This is a genomic window from Synechococcus sp. H55.8, from assembly GCF_047462375.1.
Taxonomy (GTDB): domain Bacteria; phylum Cyanobacteriota; class Cyanobacteriia; order Thermostichales; family Thermostichaceae; genus Thermostichus.
Window position 1 is genome coordinate 16,940 of the sequence record NZ_JANSJC010000026.1, and the last position, 20,517, is coordinate 37,456.

A 20,517-nucleotide genomic window follows, 5' to 3' on the forward strand; every position below is an offset into this window, starting at 1 on the left:
CTGCAAGGGGAAAAGAGCGGCCTCAGAGCTCGACTTCAACGCCGACCAGCCAAGCTACCAGGGTGAAATACACCCAGAGCCCGGTGAAGTCTTTGATGGTGGTGATGAAAGGGTCTGCCCCGGGAGCGTGGTCAAAGCCCAGCTTTAAGAGGATCCAGGGCAGAATCGCTCCCAGAAAAGCTCCCAAAGTCAACACAATGGCCATAGATAGGCCCACTGCGAGACCCAACTGTGGGATCCCATTGGGTGCTCCCTGCCAGAAGTAAGCAATCACCCCAGCCGCAACCCCTAGAATGACACCAATAATGCCGCCAATACTGGCTTCTCGCAGCAAGTAGCCAAGAAACTGCTTCACGTTGATATGGCCCCAGGCGAGACCACGGGCAAAGATGGTGGTGGATTGGGTGCCAACATTGCCGCCCATATCCATGATCACCGGGATGAAAACAGCCGCCGCTGTAACTGCCTGCAACACTTCCTCAAAGGTTTCAATCACTCCCCCCACCAACATGCCGCCGATCAGGGTGATGATCAAAAAAGTGAGGCGCAAACGCACAGAATACCAGCGGGATCCCTTGACCAGCCGCTCGCTCCACACCTTATCGCGGCTGAGCAAGCTAGCCACCCCGGCCTGGGCCAAAGCCGCATCCGTAGCCTCCTCTTCCACCAAGTTGATCACATCCTCAAAGGTGATATCCCCCACCAAGCGCCCTTCGCTGTCTACCACCGGAATGGCCGGCAAGCCGGAATCCTTAAGCAGGCGGGCTGCTTGCAAATCTCGATCGGTAACCCGAGCAACAATATCCGATCCTTCGATCAGCTCCCGAATGGGTAGGTCGGGATCCACTTTCACCAGCCGCACGGTGCGCACCAGACCTTTGTAGAACCGCTGGTCATCGACCGCAAAGATGACATCCAGCTCGTCGTCCCCCAGTTGGGAGTCGCGCACGCTGGCCAAAGCCGCCCCGACGGTGAGGGTATCGCGCACCGCCAAGTAGCGCAGGTTCATCAGCCGACCGGCACTGCGCTCCGGGTAGTTCAGCAGGATATTCACGGCTTCACGGGCTTCTGGGCTGAGGTTGGCGATCAGCCGCTTGGTAACTTTGGCCGGCAGCTCCTCAAATAGACGCACCCGCTCGTCTGGGGGTAGGGCTTCCACCAGCCGGATCACCTCTGGGTCTTCCATGCTGCGGATGAGATCGGCCTGTTCTTCGGGCCGCAGATACTCAAATACCGCCATAGCTTTGTCTTTTTCCAACAGGCGAAAAGCCAAAACCCGCTGCCGTGGAGAAATCTCCATTAACTGCTGCACCAGCTCGGCAATAGGGGCACGATTGGCCGCTCGCTTGGCGGCTTCCAAAGAGGCGGGAGAGAGAAGATCGCGAAGCATGTTTTGCCGCATAACAAACCTCCGAAGGTTGAAGTTAGCCGGATAAAAGACCCGGAGGGCAACGGCCAACTCGTGCTCCAAAGCTCATGGGAGCCCTGAAGCTGAACGCCTCACAAAGCCTTAGACCCGACTCGAAGCCCAAAAGCCCAAGTCGATAAAAGGGATCCCCTGGCCCACGAACACCTACAAAAGCCAAAGCCAGGGGAAGTCCCCTTTGAAGCACTCCTGATTTTCCCTTTTCCGATGCTCAGGTCGAGCTCTGCTCAGCCCATCTGTTCGTCGCCGACCGAGAGAGCCACCCAAGCCAGAAGCTATTTGAGAAAGCTCTCCTGCCCCTTCGCGTTGGCGAAACGGGATCCTCTCAAGCGACGACTGAAGCTGTCAGCGGGAAAAAGGAAGACACCAGTAGGATGTAGGTCTCCAAGGATTTGATCCCCGAAGAGCGATCCTTGCCGGCCAGTGCTACAACTGCCAGAAGCGTCCATGGTGTTGAACGTTTTCCTCCAAGAAAGTTGAACCGGAACAACCCGGACAGCCTGAAGAGGATCTCTTCAGCCCTTTTTAGGCTAGTTGCCGGAGGGGGATCCCGTCAACCTTTTTCTGTCCGGCATATCCGGTGAACGATCAGCGGAGTGGCTGGGGAGCTAAGATCGGGGTAAGTGAACAAGAGAGCACAACCTCTTCCGGGTTCTGCTCCCAGCCTGACTGAGCAAAATCCCTATCCTGGCGGCTTGTGAGCTTGGGGAAACCGCTGCCCATAAACCTATGGCCACCCTTCCCCTGGTTTCTGTGATCTTGGGCACGCGGCCCGAAGCCATCAAGCTGGCCCCGGTGATCCAAGCCCTGCGCGCCAGTCCCCATCTGCGCACCGAGGTAATCTTGACCGGGCAACACCGGGAGATGGTGGATCAGGTGATGCAACTTTTTGGCCTGCAGGCGGATCGGGATCTAGGGATCATGCGTCCCCGCCAAAGCCTGACCGATATCACCGAAGCCACCCTGCGCGGCCTTGAGCCTTATTTTCAGGAGCGCCAGCCCCAACTGGTTCTGGTGCAGGGCGACACCACCACCGCCTTCGCTGCTGCTCTGGCCGCTTTCTATCAACGCATCCCGGTGGGGCATGTGGAAGCCGGCCTGCGCACGGATGATCTCTACCATCCTTTCCCCGAAGAGGCCAATCGCCGCCTCATCTCCCAGTTGGCCAGCCTGCACTTTGCCCCCACCCCCCAGGCGGTGGAGAACCTTAAGCGCAGCCACGTGGTCGGCTCCATTTACTGCACCGGCAACACCGTCATCGATGCCCTGCTGCAGGTGGCCTCCCTCGGGCTCCCCTGTCCCATCCCTGGCCTGGACTGGGAGCGCTATCGGGTTTTGTTGGTTACCGTGCACCGGCGGGAAAACTGGGGGGATCCCCTCACAACCATCGCCAAGGCCCTGCTGCAACTTTTGGCCGAGTTCCCCGATACCGCCCTTCTGTTGCCCCTCCACCCCAACCCGGTGGTGCGGGATCCCCTGCAGGCCCTGTTGGGATCCCGGGAGCGGGTTTTTCTCACCGATCCCTTGGACTATCCCTGCTGGGTGAGCGCCATGCAGCGCTGCACCTTCATTCTCAGCGACTCCGGCGGCATTCAAGAAGAGGCGCCAGCTTTGGGCAAACCGGTGCTGGTGCTGCGGCAAACCACCGAACGCCCGGAAGCCGTTGCCGCCGGCACCGCCCGCCTGGTGGGCACCCACCCCGAAAAAATCCTGCAGGCGGCCCGAGAATTGCTCACGGATCCCCAGGCCTATGCCCGCATGGCTCAAGCCCAAAACCCCTTCGGCGACGGCACTGCCGCCCGGCAAATTCACCACATCATCGAGCGGTGGCTTAACTCGCAAGGCCCCAAAAAATAAACAGGAACTGAGGAAGCCCAGACCGTTACTGGGAAAACCGTTTCTTTACCTGTCGCTTTTATTAAGATGGCCAGTTAAATGGACTCTGAAGCGAACAAAGAGCAAGAACCATGAGCACAACTGCCACCACCGTTGTCCGGGTGCCGATTGTGGAGGCAACCCCTGAAAATGTGCGGCCCTTTGGCCAACTGCTGGGGGACGATGTAGCCCATCCCGGGTTGGGGATCCCTTTTTATCAGGGGCGTGTTTTAGAAGGGCAGAACATTGACTTTCAATACACCGGCAAGGCCGTTATCCGTACTGCTAAGATCCTGCCCGGCTACCCGCCTGTGCTCTGGTTGGAGCGCCACCTGCGCATGACCCAGTTGTTTGTCGGCCTGGGGCAGGAGCCGTTCATCATGGTGATGGCTCCCCCCAACCATCCCAAAACCCTCCCCGATCTCGACAAAGTGCAAGCCCTGCGATTCCCCCCTGGGCACGGGCTGCTGCTGCACCGCGGCACCTGGCACGATTTCCCCGTCGCCGGCGAGCGCCCCGTTGTCGTGCTGACCGCCAACTCCGAAGAAGTGGTAGAGGCCCTGGCCAGCATGACGACGGCCCAGGAAATGGATCAGGGGGACGTGTTTAAAATTTCCCTGCCCCAGCGGCTGAACGCGGAGATCCATTTGCAGCCGCTCTAAGCCTATGGGCGGATCCCTGACGGCAACCCTCCCCCTGACTCTTTCGGCGCGGAAGCCTTCGGGTAGTTTGCAGAATACCCAAACCTCAGCATTAAAAATCGGCAAAAATTGGCGATTGGTCTGCCAGGCTCTAATTGGGAGGGGTGAGTATTATCGAATACTCTGAAAAGAAAACGCAAGGTTAGCTTTTAGGCAAGCGCAAGCTCGGCTCCGACCGAAGCGCGCTGGGGGCAACAGTTTGCCCTAATTTGGGCTCTACCTACTAGGTGTTCGGGAATACATACCCTTCGATAGGAACCTCGCTTGTACAAAAGAGGAAGCTTAACTGCGAGAGAAGATTCATAGGCAAAGTACGAAAGCTGCATCCGCCTATGAAGATCCACAAACGTCTTCACCGTTGGCATCGGGGGAGAGTTGACTTATATTAAATCAGCTAGCATGTTCAATATTTGCCAGAATTAAGCTATCTTGAGGGCTGACATGCCATCCAACAATTGGTCGGACTTCCATCCCCCCAATCCTGGGCAGGGTTTGGAGCAAGCCCAGTCAACGCCTTCCCCCTGGAGTGAGCGCTACGTGGGGGAGGACTCTCAGGTCGAGTACGAGAGAAACGGAGCCCAGACCAAGGCGGCGGATCATCCAGAGGAGAACATGCCGAGCAATGCCGCGAAAATTAAGGTGGTGGGCGTAGGGGGGGGAGGTGGCAACGCGGTCAGTCGGATGGCGGCCAGCAACCTCAAGGGTGTTGAGTTTTGGAGTATCAACACGGATGCTCAGGCCCTTGCGCAGTGCTCGACATCAACGGTGAGCCGTCTGCAAATCGGGCAAAAGTTAACCCGCGGGCTGGGGGCAGGCGGCAACCCGGCCATTGGTCAGAAAGCCGCCGAAGAGTCCAGCGAAGAAATTGCAGCAGCTCTCAAAGGGGCAGATTTGGTCTTTATCGCCGCCGGCATGGGAGGGGGCACAGGGACAGGGGGAGCGCCTGTGGTTGCCCAGATTGCCAAGGCCAGCGGCGCCCTGACGGTGGGGGTGGTGACGCGGCCTTTTTCCTTTGAGGGCAAGCGGCGCACCAAGCAGGCTGAAGAAGGGATCCAAGCGCTGCAGGAGGCGGTCGACACCCTGATCGTGATCCCCAACGACAAGCTGCTCTTGGTGATCTCCGAGCAAACTCCTGTGCACGAGGCTTTTCGCGTCGCGGACGATGTCTTGCGTCAGGGGGTGCAGGGCATCTCCGACATCATCCTCATCCCCGGCATGATCAACGTGGATTTTGCCGATGTGCGCAGCGTGATGGCCGATGCTGGCACCGCCCTGATGGGCATTGGCATGGGATCCGGCAAGTCCCGCGCCCGCGAAGCCGCCATTACCGCCGTGTCTTCTCCCCTACTGGAAACTTCCATTGAGGGGGCCAAGGGCGTGCTCTTTAACATCACCGGCGGGCTGGATCTGTCATTGCACGAGGTCACAGTAGCGGCTGAGATCATCGCCGAGGCAGTGGATCCAGAAGCCAACATCATCTTCGGCACCGTGCAAGACGAGCGTATGCAAGGGGAGGTGCGCATCACCGTCATCGCCACCGGTTTTGACGGATCGCGGGCCGCCGCCAGCGCTTCTGCACCCAAAGCCTCTGTCGCCAACAAGGTGGGGGTGGGGACGCGCAAGCCCACCTTTCCTAGCCCTGAGCCATCGCCTCGGCAGCCCCCTGAGCCTGAGCCCCCTGCTTCCGGGGGCTTGGACATTCCCGAGTTTTTGCGCCGCCGCCGCCCTCCTTCGTAGGGTAGAGTAAGGGGATGCGGCTATCCTGGTGCCGGTTGCTGAGAGTGGGGAGTGCTTTGGGGTTAAGCCATGAACATTGTTGTCTTGGCAGGGGGTCGTTCGGCAGAACGTCAGGTTTCTTGGGTAACGGGCAAAGCCTGTAAGCGGGCTTTGGAAGATTTGGGCCATCGGGTGAAGCTGATCGACCCGGAGGAGGATCTGCCGCTGCGCCTTTGGCAGGAACGGCAGGCCGGCTGCGACTTCGTCTGGATTGCCCTGCACGGCCCCGGCGGCGAGGATGGGGTGGTGCAGGGGATGCTGGAGTGGCTGGGCCTGCCCTACCAGGGATCCGGGCCGTTGGCCAGCGCTCTGGCCATGGACAAGCTGGTGTCCAAGCAGATCTTTCGCGGCGCAGGGATCCCCACCCCTGAGTGGCTGGTCTGGGATGAAGCGCAACCGCTCTCCTGGGCCGAGTGCGTGGCGCACTTGGGATCCCCGCTGGTGGTGAAGCCCAGCAACAACGGCTCGACGGTGGGGATCAGCATTGTCCAGGATGAGAGGTCATTTGCTCAGGGGCTGGAGTTGGCCAGCTCGGTCTCCTCGCGGGTCTTCCTGGAGCGCTACATTCCCGGCAAGGAGATCACCCTCTCCATCCTCTCCGGCCAGGTTCTCCCGGCGATTGAGATCATCCCCGCCCAGGGGGATTTTTACGATTATGAAGCCAAGTATGCCCCCGGCGGCTCGCGGCATTTGATCCCCTGTTCCCTCACGGGGTCAGGATTGGCCCGCTGCGAGGCGGCAGGGCTGAGGGCCTATCAGGTGTTGGGATGTGAGGGCCTGGCGCGGGTGGATCTGCGGGTGGATGCCGACGAGAACCCCTGGGTGCTGGAGGTGAATACGTTGCCCGGCATGACCCCCACTTCGCTTTGCCCTGATGCGGCGGCAGCTCTGGGCTGGACGTTTACGGAGCTGGTGGAGCGGATGCTGCAGGATGCCCTGCAAAGGGCGGCTTCGACTCGCCCAGCCCCGTCTGGATCCCGGCCTTCACCACAGCCGGCTTGATCCCCAGCCAGGCTGCTTTCTAGAGAAAGAAAAGGAGCAAAACCGCCACCCCCATCCCGACCATCAGCACCGCCGGCCACAGCCAGGCAATAGGGGATCCGCCTTTGCCAGCAGCTTTCTTGTCGGCAGCCTTTTCTCTGGGCTCAGGCTGGGGGCCAGCGGAATCGGGAGCAACCAGCGTCGGATCCTGCAGCAGCCGATTGCTTTGTTTTTCCAGCACGAGCGTGGTCTCCTCAGCACCCAAGAGAGGATCCCGCAGCGGCTCGGTTTGCTGCCACTCGTATTCGGAATGTCCCGAGGTGCGTCCATAGACCGTCACCTGCTCCAGGCCGGATAGGCCAAATGCCTCCAGCGCGGCTCGCACCTGTTGGGTGAGATGGGGGTAGTCGAGCTGGGTTTGCGGGGAGCGGTTGAGGAGAACGTGCAAATGGCCCTGGCGACGTTTGACGGCAATTTTGACAGGGACAGCCAAGCTGGCCTGCAACGCCTGGGCAATCTCAGCTTCCGTCATTGAGTTTTATTCCGGTGAAGGCAAGTTAATTCTAATACAGGCATGGGACAGGCGCTGGGAGTGGCGGCAGCGGCTTCGGGGTAAAATGTAATCCGCATCCCCAATCTGCCCGCCCAGGAGTGATTCCCCGGCAGATCCCGGCATACAACTAGCAGTCTTATGCAAGAAAAAGCCATCGTCCGCAACTATTTCAACACGGTCGGCTTCGAGCGCTGGCGCCGCATTTACGGCAACGAGGAAGTCAATTTCGTCCAAAAAGATATTCGACTGGGCCATGCCCGCACGGTCGAGACGGTGTTGCAATGGCTGGGGGATCCCTCCGGTTTGCGCATTTGCGATGCCGGCTGCGGGGTGGGCAGCCTTAGCTTGCCTTTGGCCGCCCGCGGGGCGCAGGTGTTCGCCAGCGACATCTCGGAGCAAATGGTCAACGAAGCGCGTCGCCGCCAACAGATGGAGCTGGGATCCACAGACAACCCCCAGTTTCAGGTTTTGGATTTGGAGGAACTGACAGGGGAGTACGATGTCGTCGTCTGCCTGGATGTGATGATCCACTATCCCGAAGCCGACGCCCTGCGCATGCTCAGGCACCTGACCGGACTGGCCAAGTCTCGTCTGCTCTTCAGCTTTGCTCCCAAAACTCCCTGGCTGACGCTGCTGAAGAAAGTGGGGGAGTTTTTCCCCGGCCCCAGCAAGACCACCCGCGCCTATCAGCACCGCGAGGCGACGCTGGTGGGCCACCTTGCCGAGTGGGGCTGGAAAGTGCAACAACGGCAAACCATTCAAAGCCGCTTCTACTTTGCCTGGCTGCTCGATCTGGTTCGCTGAAGCCGCCGCCCAGTTACAGTCGTTTCCAATGGCAATGAAACCGTTCGTTGCCTCGATCCCTAACTCCCCTCTCCCTGAGGGAGAGGGGCTGGGGGTGGTCGCGTTAGCGGCGCGGAGCGCTTGGGCTGACTCCCTGAGGGAGAGGGGCCGGGGGTAGTCGTGTCAGGTAGCTTACTTAAGGTTATCCAGTTGCTCCGGCAAGTCGGGATCCGCTAATTTTAGGAGGGCAAGCCGCGCATCGTCCCGCACTCCCCAATCGGGATCGCGGCTGGCGCTTGTCAGCAATTGCCTTTTCAACATCGCGTAAACGGTGGGATCCTCGAGAGCCAGTCTCACCTGTTGCCCGAGGATCCCCAAGCTCCAGGCACAGTTGCCGCGGACTGCCGCCACTGGATCGTGGGCCAAACCCCGACAGAGGGCTGCCGCTACCTCCTGCAGAGCCGGGCCAGACAACACCTGAGCTTGGGCCAATTGTCCGAGGGCGCTGGCCGCCCAAAGCCGCACTGCCGCGATATCTTCAGCCAACACTTCCAGCAACACCGGATAGGCGCGGGGATCCTTAGCATTGCCCAGGGCCCACACCAGGCCTTTGCGCACATAGCCATTCCAATCCCGGCGCAGGCCTTGGATCAGCACTTCCACCTCAGCGGGATCCGGATTGCGACCCAGGGCATAGGCCGCTCCCACCCGCACCAACGGGCAGGGATCCCTGAGCAAAGCCAACAGGCGCGGGATGGCGCGGGGTTCTTCGATCTCACAGAAGGCGCGGGCCGCCTGCATCCGCAAACGGGGATCCGGATCCTGCAACTGCTGCAGCATCCGCTCCACATCCACCTCCGGCGGCGAGTGAGGTGGCAGCTCGTCTAGGGGTTCAAGAGGAGAAAAAGCGTCTTCATGCATGAAAAGGCGCCCACAGGTTGGTGGAGAGGGCGAGCACAAAACTCTCCCCTCCCCAAGCCACGACAGCCGAACCAGCAGCAGAGCTGCTGCCTATCATAAACCGCCGGGGGCCGCCGTCTGATCTGCTCCTGCTGGATACCTGAGCAAGTCCGCTCCTTCCAGCACCCGCGCCGAGCGGATCACATCCCCCACCTGCAGGCGCTCCACCCACTCCATGCCACTGGTGACATAGCCGAACACGGCATAGCGCCCATCCAGGATCGGCAGAGCAGAGAGGGCGATATAAAACTGGGAAGAAGCCGAGTCGAGAGGGCTGGAACGGGCCATGGCCACCGCCCCCAAGCGATGGGGCAAGGCCAGCTTGCTCAGGGCGATGGGATCCTCGATCAACGTGTTGTAGCGGGGGTGAGGCTCTCCGCGCACCTGGATCTCCAGAGGGATGGTGCGCAAGCGGCTGCTGCCCGGCTCTGGGGCGCCGCCGGTGCCATCTCCCCGCGGATCCCCGCCCTGCACCACAAAGGGCTGGGGATCTTTCTCCACCCGATGGAAGGTGAGACCGTTGTAAAAGCCCCGCTGCACCAAATCCACAAACTGGCCGGCGGTAAGGGGCGCCTCCTCTCCGCGGATCTCCAAGAGGACCTTGCCCACTCCTTCAGCAGTTTGCACCTCTAGCTCCACCACTGCCTTCCCTTGCAGTTGCGGGCGATGGGCGTAGGCCGGCGGGATCCCAGATGGAGAGCCAGAAGAGGGGGGCGCACTGCGACAAGCGAACAGACCGAGACAGAGGTACCCCAAAGCTAAGCCCAATCCCACTCTGCCGCGGCTCATTCGCCCCAGCTTGGCGAATTTCATCTGCCCCTTCTCCCTTTTTCTTTATCGATCCAACCTTCCACGGGGATCCCTCTCCAGACAAAAGAGAGATATCTAGATCCGTTGCGACAACCCCAACTGCAAGGTAACGCTGCGAACGCCGTTGCTCACGCCCACCCCGTAGGGGCTGATGGAGATGACTCGCCACTCTCCTTTCACCGCCTGGCCGACCGGCACCTGCCGCACCACGTTGTCCACCAAGATCAAGGCTTTAGGGGCACCCGGATCGTGGATCAACCCCACCAACTTCATCTGGGGCGGCGGTTGAGGCGGGATCCGCGCCGGCGGAGCAGACCTTCGAGCGGCAGGAGGAGCGCTGGCTGCCGCTGCAGGGATCGTTCTCGCCGCCGGCTTGGCCACGACCTCTCCGCTGGGCTCCTGAGAGATAACCTTTTCAGGCAGATCCAGGCGACCTTCCTCCTCTGAAGCCGAGGACGGCTCTTGGGCTGGCAGGGAAGCGGAATAGGCAGGCCCAAGCGCCTCGACGAGATCGGGATCCCTTTGCCGAGGTGGATCGGCCTGTGAGAAAACCCCTGATCGCGGGCGCAGAGTCATCCAAAAAGCCAGCCCCGCCACCAGCGTGGCCGCCAAAGCTAAACCCAGCAGCAGTCCGCCGCCAGCCGAAGAACGGCGGGAAAGCAACGGGGGGCGCGTACCCAAATAGGGATACTCCTCCGCTCCCTCTGCCTCAAGGCTGTGCTCCAGATCCCCAAACAGCTCATCAAACAGAGAATCTGCCTGCCTCGCTTGGCCAGACCATACCCAAGGAGAACGACGGCCCCTGGCTGCTGAAGTATCCAACCCGGACATAGAACCTCTCTGGCCTCACGGTGGGGATCCCGAGGCGTTGAGACACTCAGCCGACTGTTGCCGTCTCCTCAGCCCAGCTCCCTCACAGGAGCCGCATTTCCGGGTACTCGGTCAACAGCGCCTCCGCCGACAGGGTGTCTCCCTCCAACTGCGGCGTCCACAGCACCTCGATGGCCACAATCCGCTCGGCCGGGATGGCAGCCAACTGCATCAGACACTGCCGCAGCTCCGCCACGGAATTAACTACAGGTAGTGTACCCAAGTTGCCACGATACGCAACCAATAGAGTTACCACCAGGTATTCGCCCACGTCCGGGATCCCAGCAGCAGCGCGCTTCAGCGCCGCTTGGGGAACCTGTTGGATTTGGTTATTGCGGTTGGTGAGGGTTTCGGCGCTAAACTTGCTGCGCTCTTGCAAAGAGGCTTGGTAGAACAGGGATTCGGCGCGGGGGAGGGGCAGCTTCTCCACCTGGGCATGGCCGTAGGCCCAGTAGTCGCTGTAGCGCATCAGGCTCAGACTGACATTCTGCAACAGTTGGCTCAGCCCCTCCGGCGACTGGGTGTCTGATTCCAGAGCCAGAGCGTTGATCTCCTTTTGCAGTTGCCGGGCGCTGGCCAGCAGGCCCACTTTCACCTGGGCCACGGTTACCAGCGGGTCGCCAACCCCGTCCTCTCCATCTTCGGAAACAGCCGAGCGCAGGCTGCGCACCAAAAAGCTGCCGGCCCCAATCAAGAGCAGCAGTGTCAGCAGGCCGCCACCGCCCCCCCAGAAAAAGGGCACCACCAGGGGGAACCCGAACCCACCCCCATAGCTGGGGTACACCGGAGCCGAGCGAGGGCCAATGGAGCGGGGCGCAGAGAACGTCGGAGACCGGAAAGAGCCGCCCCCAATACGACCACCACTGCGGGCCCAGACGGCGCTCACGGGGGCCAAAGCCAAGATCAAGGCCAGGGCAACGGCTAGCAAAGGCCGGCAGACGCGACCAATTCGTTTCAGCATGTTCACGGTATTTCTGTCCATCACGGGGCTAGTCTTCCTCAATTGTATGCTCTTTCCTTAAACAGCAGAGGGCAGGGATCCGAACCCTTTAACCGGCCATTTGAACCATTGCTAATCCCCGTCGATTGACCTCTCAGCATCCAACTCAGGATCACTTCAATCTGGCCTATTGAGACTATCGACGGAGCCGACCGCAGTCGTGTTAGGGTCTGGGAGGTTGCCAGGAGGAGGGGCAATGCAAACCGGAGCAGAGGCTCAAATCCAAGAGCAAAAAAAGGAAGGGGGATCCCGGAGGGACATTCGGCTGTTGGTGGTGGACATCGATGGCACGATTGCCGGGCCTTCCAACCAGGTTTCGGAGCCGGTGCAGCGGGCCATTCAAAAAGCCAAAGCCGCAGGTGTGCGGGTGGCGATTGCGACGGGTCGGATGCATCGCTCTGCCGAGCGGTTTCACCACGCCATTGGGGCCGATATGCCCCTCTGCAGCTATCAGGGGGCGCTCATTCGCGATCCCGACAGCCAAAAGACCTTAAAACACTGGAGCCTGGACTGGCGGCTGACGGAGGAGCTGTTGCAGGTGCTGCAGGATCAGCCGGTGGGGGTGCACCTCTACATCGATGACCAGCTCTATGTGCGAGAGCTCAGCCCCCTCAGCCAAGCCTATGCCGAACGCTCCCAGGTGCCGCTCCAGATGCTTTCCCCCGCCCAATATGGGCAAAGCCCCACCAAGATCCTGGCTGTTTGTGAAGATACGGAGTTTTTGCAGGCATTACAGGGATCCCTGCGGCGGCAGTATTCTCCTGAGCAGCTCTACCTCACTCGCTCGGAGCCGATTTTTTTGGAGGCCGCCCATCCGGCGGTGAATAAGGGCAATGCCGTTCGTTTTCTGGCAGAAGAGCTGCTGGGGGTGTCGGCGGATCAGGTGATGGCCATCGGCGATGGCGACAACGACATCGAGATGCTGCGGTATGCGGGGATCGGGGTAGCGATGGGGAATGCCTCGCCGGCTCTGCTGCCCCACGCCGATTGGGTGGCTCCCCCTGTCAGCGAAGATGGGGTGGCGGTGGCCATCGAGACTTTTATTCTCAACTAGGCAGGGAGCCGATGGTGGGTTTGGCTGCTTCTCCTTTTCCCCAAGTCACGCTGCGTCCAGAACAGCAACGGGCATTGGCGTATCGTTCGGGGCCTCTGGGGATCGCGGCAGTCCCGGGGAGTGGCAAGACGTTCATCCTGGAGCTGCTGATTGCCGACCTCATCCTGAATCGAGGGATCCCGCCGGAGCGCATCGGGGTGTTCACCTACATGCGGTCGGCGCGGGGCAATCTGATCAGCCGCATCAACCAACGCCTGCAAGAGGCGGGCTATCCGGAGCGCTTTACCCAAGCTTTTACCTTGCATTCGCTATCGCTGCGGGTGTTGCGGGAGGCCCCTGGCCTTTGGGAAGAGCTGTCCATCCTGGAGGGATATGAACAGGAGCGCCTGCTCAGCCGTCTCTGCCGCGCCTGGCTCGCCCACCACACCCACCTCTGGGAGCCGCTGATTCCCCCCGACGATTCCCACCAGAAGGTGGTTCGAAACCGGACGCGGTTTCGGCGTAGCTTCCAGCAGATGGTGCAGGCGGTGATCAGCACGGCCAAGAATCTGCGTCTGGGGCCGGAGCAGATCCCTGCCGACAGGGAGGGCTATCTGGGCTGGGCCGCCCCCCTCTATGCCGCCTACCAGGCGGAGCTGCGTCGCCTGGGCAAGCTGGACTACGACGACCTGGGCTGGCAGGCGGTGGAGCTGATCGAGCGCGACCCTGTGCTGCGGCAGCAGGTGCAAAGCTGGTACGACTACCTGTTCGAGGACGAGGCCCAGGACAGCTCCCCCCTGCAGGAAGAGCTGCTGCGGTTGCTCAGCCAGCGCGCCGGCAACCTGGTGCGGGTGGGGGATCCCAACCAAAGCATCATGGGCACCTTCACCACCGCCGAGCCACGGCTGTTTCGCGCCTTTTGTCAGGCCAATCCCCGAGTAGTCTTAGAAGAGTCCAGCCGCAGCGCCCCCCAGATCCTCGAGTTGGCCAACCGCCTGGTGGACTGGGTGAACCAGAAGCACCCCATCCCGGCCCTGCGCACCGCCCTGGCTCCCCAGCACATTCGTCCGGCCACCGCTGGCGGCCAGAATCCCCCGGCCAGCGAGGGTCAGGTGGAGTTTCGCCGGGTAGCCGGATCGCCGGAAGAGGAATTGCAGGAGGTAACACGGTGGGCCCTGGCAGCCGCCCAAGCCTTCCCCGACCAGACGGTGGCCATTCTGGTCACCACCAATGAGCTGGGGGGCAAGGCCCTCGACTATCTGCGGGAACTGGGGGCGGAGCGGATGATCGATCTGTTGCGGGGCAACCCCAGCCAGCGGCGGGTGTTGCTGCAACTCAAGGGAATAATCGACTGGTTGGCCCAGCCCACTGTCCCCGCTCGCCTGGCCGCTGCTGTGGATCACCTGGCCGACTGGGCCGGGATCCCGCGCCTGGAGCTGGGGCCGATGTTGAACTGGATCCGCGCCTCGCTGCCGGAGCGGCTGCTGTTTCCCCAGTTTGGGGAAGCCCCTACTTTGCCGGATAGCCCCTCTTGGCAAAGCTTAGGCCGGCTGCTGTGTACCCTAGCCAGTTGGCTACGGGCCGGGCGTTCTCCCTGGGCAGAGGCGCTGAATGTGATTGTCCAAAGCCTCTACCGCAAGCCGGAAGAACTGTTTGTAGGTCACTACGTCATCGACCAGTTGGAGCAGGTGCTGGGATCCCTGCCTGAGGTCGATTGGCAGGAGATTGCCCAAGAATTTCAGGTGATTCTGGATCGCCACCTTAACAACCTGCCCTCGGAGATCTTTGCCTTCGACCCCGAGCCGGGCAGCATCACCGTCGCCACGCTGCACCGTGCCAAGGGGCTGGAATGGGATCAGGTGTTCATCCCCCAGGTGTCGGCCTACGAGTTTCCCGCCCAGCACGGGGAGCGACCGGTGGGGCTGAAGTTTTTGGAAGATGTAGACATGAAAGCAGAGGCCCTGGCCCAGTTGCGACAGCTCAGCCCCAGAAGGTATTGGGAGCTGCAGGCCAACTCTCCTACCGAACAGGCCTTTCTAGACTTGGCGGCAGAGCGGTTGCGGCTGCTATACGTGGGCATCACTCGCAGCAAACGGCGGCTCACCCTCTCGGTCTCCAGCCAATCCCCCTATGGCAAAGAGCAGAGTGCATCTTTGGCGTTTCGCGTGTTAAGCCGCCCTTCCGAAGCGAGTTGACAGCGAGGCCTCTGGTTCTTCCTTGCCCCGCGGCAGCCTGCTAGCATGGCTAAGCCCGATGGGGCAGTTGTTCAAAACCATGGGTATTCTGCAATGCAACCTCGGCGTGTTGCCCGCGAACTGGCCCTGCTAGGGGTCAACCAACTGCCGGCCACGGCGGCCAAACTGAGCGAAAAACAACTGGCGGACTTGCTGCTGGCAGCCATCCGCGCCCTGCAGGAAGAGACCCATGAAACTCTCTCCACGGCGGCGGCGGAAATTCAGCGCAGCGATCGCCTGCTGCACGAGAGTGATCCCCTGTTATTGGCTGCTTCTGATGCCAAGGAAGAGGGCGGATCTCGCTCCCTTACTGTCCGCCTTCAGCAGGCCCAACGACATCTGCAGCGCCTGGAAACGGCTCTGACGGAGACCAACGCCCGCGACACCGCGCCGGGAGAATTGCTGGAGCTGGCCCACCAAGCCCAAGTGGCCCTCAGCAACGCCGGCCAAGCCCTGGAACACATGGAACAGCGACTGCACAGCGTCCGCCACATCCTGGATGAGGTTGTGCAGTTGTCCCAACAGGCGGTCAACCGGCTGGGAGTTGCCTTGTCCATGCCAGAGCTACTGCACATTGCCCAATCTTCAGAAGTGCGCGCCTATGCTTTGCAACTGTTAACCGCTCTGCATGCTCACAAAGAGGCGATTGATGCTCGTTTGCAAAAGGTTTTGCTGGGCTGGCAATTGCAGCGGGTGGGTCGGATCGAACGCGATATCCTGCGCCTGGCGGTGGTGGAAATGGAGATCCTGGCCAGCAGCCCCGTTAAGGTCGCCATCAACGAAGCCGTAGAATTGGCCAAAAAATACGGGGATCCGGAGGCCGCCGCTTTCGTCAACGGCGTGCTGCGACGAGTGGTGGACAACCCGGTGGAGACCCACGGGGGCCCTGCTGCCGGTTCGGCGGGCTGAGCAGATCACGGGGGATCTTCCTTGCCAGGGTAAAAGTCGGGATCCATCACCTGCTCTAATGTGTAGGGACACTGGGCCGGCAGATCTGTCTCAGACAGGGGCGTTTCTCTCACCACCACCAGGATCCCGTCCTGATGAGCCTCTTGCAGGGCTGCCGAAAGATCGGGCTTGAGGCTGGGATTGTCCCTGAGCAACCGCTGGATCTGGCGGCGTTGTTCGGTGATCGTTGCCCGCCAACTTTTGCCTCGCAGGTGGGGCTGGAATTGCCACTTCAGCAGATGTCCTACCAGGATCCCCAGCCGGTTCAGCAATTCCCGGCGTTCTTGCCTGCCCAAAGCCTCGATTTCCTCCACCAAGTTGGCGATATCCAGTTGCTCCCACTGCCCCGCTCTCAGCAGTGCAGCTTGCTGTTGCGTCCAGGCATAGAAGTCGGACTCGTAAAGTTGCATGCTTGATTACCTAAGCGGACACCGACCCAAGAACTTCTACTGGCTCCTTGCCCCCCTCCAACTCGACATCGGCTCAGGGTAGGTTGGAACCGAATAATGATCGGGGGAAGAGGGTTTTGCTTGTCTGGTGTCAAGAAGCGGGCGATGAGACTCGAACTCACGACATCCAGCTTGGGAAGCTAGCGTTCTACCACTGAACTACGCCCGCACAGGACTGGGCCCGGCATCCTGAAGCCCTGTCCTTTCTAGTCTATCATCATCTTTCACGTGGGATCCCTGATACAACTGAGGCAGCATTCTGTCTGCAACCTATGTCCAGCATCCTCTTGCTCTCCGGTAGTCCCAGCGCTCCTTCTCGCTCGGAAGCCATTTTGCATCATGCTGCCGCGATCCTGTCGGATTTGGGGTTGACCACTCAGTTGGTTTCGGTGCGGGACTTGCCGCCAGAGGATCTGGCGCTGGCCAAGTTCGATAGCCCTCAACTCAGGGAGATCCAGCAAAAGGTGGCCCAAGCTGCCGGGATCGTCATCTCTGCTCCCGTTTACAAAGCCTCTTATCCAGGCGTGTTGAAGGCGCTGCTGGATTTGCTGGATCAAGACGCCTTTACCGGTAAAGTGATTCTCCCCATCGCCACCGGGGGAACCCTGGCCCATCTGCTGGCCATCGACTTTGCGATGAAACCTGTGTTGTCGGTGATGGGGGCCACCCATATTTTGAGAGGGGTTTACATCTTAAGTTCTCAAATTCAGTTTGATGCTGCCGGAACACTCCAGCTAGAGGCCGACATCGAGGAACGTCTGCAAGCCGGGATCCGCGCACTTGCCCAGGCGGTGAAATAATGGTCGACATTCCTGGAGAGAGCAGAGACGTCTGGGCCTGGCGACTGGATTTGGCAATGGCAGCGGTGCCGAGACAGAGTGCGCTAGGATGGGGCTTTAGGCGATAATGGCTTTGGCAACTTGCCCTACGGGGATCCTCTGCGATGGAAGCATTTTTTGAGTTTCTCTGGTCGGCCTCGGCCATCTTGCTGGTGATCTTGGTGCTGCTGCACAGCCCCAAGGGCGATGGGTTGGCGGGCATTGGTGGGCAGGCCCAGTTGTTCTCCAGCTCCAAAAGTGCCGAGCAAAACCTCAACCGCATCACCTGGACGGTGGCTACCCTTTTCCTCTCCATCAGCGTGGTGTTGGGCGCAGGTTGGCTTTCGGCAGCCACAGGGCCATAGGGATCTTTTTCCGTGTTGGCCATTTACCTGCATGGATTTGGCTCTGGGCCCCAGTCGGCCAAGGCAACTTTTTTTCGGCAGCGGCTGCAGCAGGTGGGGATCCCCCTTCAGGTGCCCGATCTGAACCAGGGCAATTTTGCCCAGCTCACCTTGACCCGCCAGATCCGGCAGGTTGGCGACCAGCTTGCCGAGATGAACTACCCTCCTGTCACCCTCATCGGCTCTAGTTTGGGGGGTTTGGTGGCCGCCTGGGTTGCCGAACAGCACCCTTGTGTGCAGCGCCTGGTGCTCTTGGCGCCGGCTTTCGGCTTTTTGGGCCATTGGCTGCCGCGGCTGGGGGCGGAGGCGGTGGAGACCTGGCAACGCACCGGACAACTCACGGTGTTTCACTATGGAGAAGGGCGCCCGCTGCCTTTGGAATACGGTTTTGTCACCGATGCCCAACGCTACCCAGATGGGGCATTACGACGGCCGGTGCCCACCCTGATTGTGCATGGGATCCAAGACGAAACCATTCCCATCCAAGCCAGCCGAGACTACGTGGCCCGTCGCCCCTGGGCCCAACTGGTGGCAGTGGAGAGCGACCACGCCCTGACCGATGTGTTGGAGCTCAGTTGGCCGGCTATCAGCCGCTTCTGTGGCTGGGTGACGGGGTAGTGTTGCCGGTCAGGCAGTGTAGTAGGCAGTGCCTTTATTGACGAAGTCCAGCGTATAGGCAGCCCGGTAGTTGATGGTTGGCTCAAACACGCCCGCCACCGTCATGCTGTCGAAGAAGTCTTGCCAGCGTTGGTCGGTCATGGCGCCAATGCCTTTTTCCAGCGCATCGCCGGACAAGATGATGCCGTACTCCTGCAACTTCTCGAAGCTGTAGGCCAATTGGGCATCGGTCATTTCCGGGTTGTCCTGCTGGATCAAGCGATACGCCGGACGGGGATCCTCTAGGAAGCTGTACCAGCCCTTGATCGAGGCATCCACAAATCGCTCCACCAAGTCGGGCCGGGTCTCCACCAGTTGCCGACGGGTTTCGATGGTGGTGGCGTAGGGTTTGTAGCCCAAATCCGCCAGGAGGAAGACCACCGGCTCGAATCCCCCTTCCTGCCGGATGGCAAAAGGCTCGGAAGTCAGGTAGCCCTGCTGAGCTGAGCTGGGATCCGCCAAAAAGGGGCCGGGGTTGAAGTTGTAGGGGCGAACCTGATCGTCGGTGAAGCCAAAACGCGCCTTCAAGTAGGGCCAGTAGGTGACAAGTCCCCCTTTCGAGACAAAAATAGGGCGGCCCTTGAGCTCCTCAAAGCGCTGGGTGCCGGGGTGGGCCATGAGGATCTGCGGGTCTTTTTGGAAAATGGCTGCCACACACACCAGGGGGATCCCTTCTCGCACGGCACTGATCACCCCTACGCTTCCCCCCATGGCAAATTCGGCAGCTCCACCGGCCAAAACCTGGGTGATGTTGATGCCGGGGCCACCCATCTTGATGGTGACATCCAGGCCATGCTCGCGGTAGATGCCGGTCGCCACCGCCTGATAAAAGCCGCCGTGTTCCGCCTGGGCATACCAGTTGGTGGCGTAGGAAACGCGCTCCAGGCCGGATCCCTGAGCCACGATCAGGGTGGGAGAGGGCTTGCGCCGAGCTTGGGCACCCCCCGCCGCCAACAGGCCGCCCCCAAGGGCTGCGGCCCCTACCTTGAGAAGTTGACGGCGGCTCAGAGCCTTGGTGGTCGATTCAGAGGGCCGAGACGAAACCATGAGCCATTCTCCCTAACCTGCTTTTTACAGGATACTAAGGTGGCCAAAGACGCATGTAAACAGCGACACCCTAGCAAACCCAAAACGCTTGGGCAGATCAGTATCTCCGGCTACCGGCATTTGCAGACGAGATCCAGTGGCATGCGGTTCCATCCATTGGAGTGCTTGCTTTCTGCCGAGGTAACCCGCTATGCTACCGCCCAGATTGAGGCGTCCTCTGGTGGCAAGTCAGCAGCTTCGTGTTTACGTACCTCCTCACCCGCTCATCAAGCACTGGCTAACTGTGGCTCGGGATGTGGAGACGCCCATGCCCCTGTTTCGCACGGCCATGTCGGAGCTGGGCCGTTGGCTGACCTATGAGGCGATGCGGGAGTGGATCCCCACCCAGACTGTGCAGGTGCAAACGCCCTTGGAACCCGTTGTCGCAGAGGTCATCGCGCCGGATACCCTGCTGGGCATTGTGCCGGTGTTGCGGGCCGGCTTGGCGATGCTGGAAGGTTGTCAGGCCCTTTTGCCGCAGGCACGGATTTTTCACGTCGGCATGGTACGGGACGAGGAAACGCTGCAAGCCAGTTGCTACCTCAATCGCCTTCCCGAGCGGATCCCCGCCCAGATGCGCATCCTCATTCCCGAGCCGATGTTGGCCACCGGGGGCACGCTGCTCTGGGTTTTGGATGAGCTGAAAAAACGGGGGTCCGATCTCAGCTTGGTCAGGATTGTCAGCGTCTTGGCAGCGCCTCCGGGGTTACAGCGGCTGGGATCCCACTACCCCATGGTGCAAATTTTCTGCGCCATGATCGACGAGCGGTTGAACGACCGAGGGTTTATCCTGCCTGGGCTGGGGGATGCAGGGGATCGCGCCTTCGGCACAGGACACTAGCCACGCTTACAGTGCGGGGCTTCCCGCCGCCCTTGAACCTACCCTAGAGGGTCATTTTGGCGGTTTGGGTTGCTCAACCTGTTGGATCATGGGTAATGTTGGCGCTTTGGGCATCCCGGTCGATTGGCCTGCTTGGACTTCTGAGGGTGCCGGCGCCTTTTCCCCTCCTGCGCCTATGCGACTTGTCCTGACCAGTTTGGATGGCAGCTTGCTGGATCTGGAATCCAACAGTTATGGTGCTGCCCGACAAGCCTTGGCTGCTCTGGAGCGCCGCTCCATTCCCTTGGTGCTCTACAGCCTGCGCACCCGCGC

General features: G+C 60.7%; 20 protein-coding genes, 1 tRNA gene and 1 pseudogene. 13 read left to right on the forward strand and 9 right to left on the reverse strand.

From position 1 onward, the window contains the following. Window positions 1-22: 22 nt before the first annotated feature. Window positions 23-1,402, reverse strand: coding sequence for a magnesium transporter (gene mgtE, locus NW862_RS10715; protein WP_414335073.1), 1,380 nt, complete (start codon window positions 1,400-1,402; stop codon window positions 23-25). 753 nt (window positions 1,403-2,155) lie between these two features. Between mgtE and wecB the strand changes: the two genes are divergently transcribed. The 4 genes from wecB to NW862_RS10735 all read left to right on the forward strand — a co-directional run bounded on the left by wecB (window position 2,156) and on the right by NW862_RS10735 (window position 6,780). Continuing rightward, a complete protein-coding gene (gene wecB / locus NW862_RS10720) occupies window positions 2,156-3,283 on the forward strand; it encodes a non-hydrolyzing UDP-N-acetylglucosamine 2-epimerase (RefSeq protein WP_414335074.1) in 1,128 nt (375 codons plus the stop codon). Window positions 3,284-3,393: 110 nt separating this feature from the next. Then, a complete protein-coding gene (locus tag NW862_RS10725) occupies window positions 3,394-3,963 on the forward strand; it encodes an ureidoglycolate lyase (protein ID WP_414336795.1) in 570 nt (189 codons plus the stop codon). A 651-nt stretch (window positions 3,964-4,614) separates the two neighbouring features. Further along, window positions 4,615-5,739 (forward strand): cell division protein FtsZ, encoded by a 1,125-nt coding sequence (gene ftsZ / locus NW862_RS10730; protein WP_414335080.1) that lies wholly within the window; start codon window positions 4,615-4,617, stop codon window positions 5,737-5,739. A 69-nt stretch (window positions 5,740-5,808) separates the two neighbouring features. Further along, window positions 5,809-6,780 carry a D-alanine--D-alanine ligase gene (locus NW862_RS10735; protein WP_414335076.1) on the forward strand — a complete coding sequence of 324 codons (972 nt, stop codon included), beginning with the start codon at window positions 5,809-5,811 and terminating at the stop codon, window positions 6,778-6,780. A gap of 19 nt (window positions 6,781-6,799) precedes the next feature. On the opposite strand, the gene NW862_RS10740 is transcribed toward NW862_RS10735, so the two are convergent. Beyond that, window positions 6,800-7,291, reverse strand: coding sequence for a hypothetical protein (locus NW862_RS10740; protein ID WP_414336793.1), 492 nt, complete (start codon window positions 7,289-7,291; stop codon window positions 6,800-6,802). Between the two features lie 159 nt (window positions 7,292-7,450). On the opposite strand from NW862_RS10740, the gene bchM reads away from it, so the two are divergent. Further along, window positions 7,451-8,116 (forward strand): magnesium protoporphyrin IX methyltransferase, encoded by a 666-nt coding sequence (gene bchM / locus NW862_RS10745; RefSeq protein WP_414335078.1) that lies wholly within the window; start codon window positions 7,451-7,453, stop codon window positions 8,114-8,116. Between the two features lie 171 nt (window positions 8,117-8,287). Here the strand turns inward: bchM and NW862_RS10750 are convergent, their stop codons facing one another. The 4 genes from NW862_RS10750 to NW862_RS10765 form a co-directional block, all read right to left on the reverse strand. Further along, a complete protein-coding gene (locus NW862_RS10750) occupies window positions 8,288-9,016 on the reverse strand; it encodes a HEAT repeat domain-containing protein (protein ID WP_414349101.1) in 729 nt (242 codons plus the stop codon). A 93-nt stretch (window positions 9,017-9,109) separates the two neighbouring features. Then, window positions 9,110-9,868 carry a peptidylprolyl isomerase gene (locus tag NW862_RS10755; RefSeq protein WP_414335155.1) on the reverse strand — a complete coding sequence of 253 codons (759 nt, stop codon included), beginning with the start codon at window positions 9,866-9,868 and terminating at the stop codon, window positions 9,110-9,112. Window positions 9,869-9,940: 72 nt separating this feature from the next. Then, a complete protein-coding gene (locus NW862_RS10760; RefSeq protein WP_414335156.1) occupies window positions 9,941-10,696 on the reverse strand; it encodes a hypothetical protein in 756 nt (251 codons plus the stop codon). Window positions 10,697-10,778: 82 nt separating this feature from the next. Further along, entirely contained in the window at window positions 10,779-11,717 is a 939-nt protein-coding gene (locus tag NW862_RS10765) for a DUF1517 domain-containing protein (protein ID WP_414335157.1), read from the reverse strand. 214 nt (window positions 11,718-11,931) lie between these two features. On the opposite strand from NW862_RS10765, the gene NW862_RS10770 reads away from it, so the two are divergent. The 3 genes from NW862_RS10770 to nusB all read left to right on the forward strand — a co-directional run bounded on the left by NW862_RS10770 (window position 11,932) and on the right by nusB (window position 15,911). Then, window positions 11,932-12,789, forward strand: a complete 858-nt coding sequence (locus NW862_RS10770) for a Cof-type HAD-IIB family hydrolase (RefSeq protein WP_414335158.1) — start codon at window positions 11,932-11,934, stop codon at window positions 12,787-12,789. An 11-nt stretch (window positions 12,790-12,800) separates the two neighbouring features. After that, window positions 12,801-14,963: an ATP-dependent helicase gene (locus NW862_RS10775; RefSeq protein ID WP_414349103.1), complete on the forward strand. Its 2,163-nt coding sequence runs from the start codon at window positions 12,801-12,803 to the stop codon at window positions 14,961-14,963. Window positions 14,964-15,056: 93 nt separating this feature from the next. After that, window positions 15,057-15,911, forward strand: coding sequence for a transcription antitermination factor NusB (gene nusB / locus NW862_RS10780; protein ID WP_414335161.1), 855 nt, complete (start codon window positions 15,057-15,059; stop codon window positions 15,909-15,911). 5 nt (window positions 15,912-15,916) lie between these two features. Here the strand turns inward: nusB and NW862_RS10785 are convergent, their stop codons facing one another. After that, entirely contained in the window at window positions 15,917-16,360 is a 444-nt protein-coding gene (locus NW862_RS10785; protein ID WP_414335162.1) for a DUF29 domain-containing protein, read from the reverse strand. A gap of 136 nt (window positions 16,361-16,496) precedes the next feature. Continuing rightward, window positions 16,497-16,568, reverse strand: a tRNA-Gly gene (locus NW862_RS10790). A gap of 103 nt (window positions 16,569-16,671) precedes the next feature. On the opposite strand from NW862_RS10790, the gene ssuE reads away from it, so the two are divergent. From ssuE to NW862_RS10805, 3 genes are all read left to right on the forward strand, one after another. Further along, complete coding sequence (ssuE, locus tag NW862_RS10795; protein ID WP_414335163.1) at window positions 16,672-17,199, forward strand: NADPH-dependent FMN reductase; 528 nt, start codon at window positions 16,672-16,674, stop codon at window positions 17,197-17,199. A 143-nt stretch (window positions 17,200-17,342) separates the two neighbouring features. Further along, the gene (gene secG / locus NW862_RS10800; protein ID WP_011433676.1) at window positions 17,343-17,582 is read left to right on the forward strand and encodes a preprotein translocase subunit SecG; all 240 of its coding nucleotides are present in this window, start codon (window positions 17,343-17,345) and stop codon (window positions 17,580-17,582) included. 12 nt (window positions 17,583-17,594) lie between these two features. After that, on the forward strand, window positions 17,595-18,239 hold the full coding sequence (locus NW862_RS10805; RefSeq protein WP_414335164.1) for a YqiA/YcfP family alpha/beta fold hydrolase: 645 nt from the start codon (window positions 17,595-17,597) through the stop codon (window positions 18,237-18,239). A gap of 9 nt (window positions 18,240-18,248) precedes the next feature. Here the strand turns inward: NW862_RS10805 and NW862_RS10810 are convergent, their stop codons facing one another. Next, a complete protein-coding gene (locus NW862_RS10810; protein WP_414335166.1) occupies window positions 18,249-19,325 on the reverse strand; it encodes an ABC transporter substrate-binding protein in 1,077 nt (358 codons plus the stop codon). Between the two features lie 190 nt (window positions 19,326-19,515). On the opposite strand from NW862_RS10810, the gene upp reads away from it, so the two are divergent. Both upp and NW862_RS10820 read left to right on the forward strand, forming a co-directional pair. Then, window positions 19,516-20,205, forward strand: coding sequence for a uracil phosphoribosyltransferase (upp, locus tag NW862_RS10815; RefSeq protein ID WP_414335167.1), 690 nt, complete (start codon window positions 19,516-19,518; stop codon window positions 20,203-20,205). Between the two features lie 88 nt (window positions 20,206-20,293). Beyond that, a pseudogene (locus NW862_RS10820) lies at window positions 20,294-20,517 on the forward strand (hypothetical protein); the annotation flags it as partial.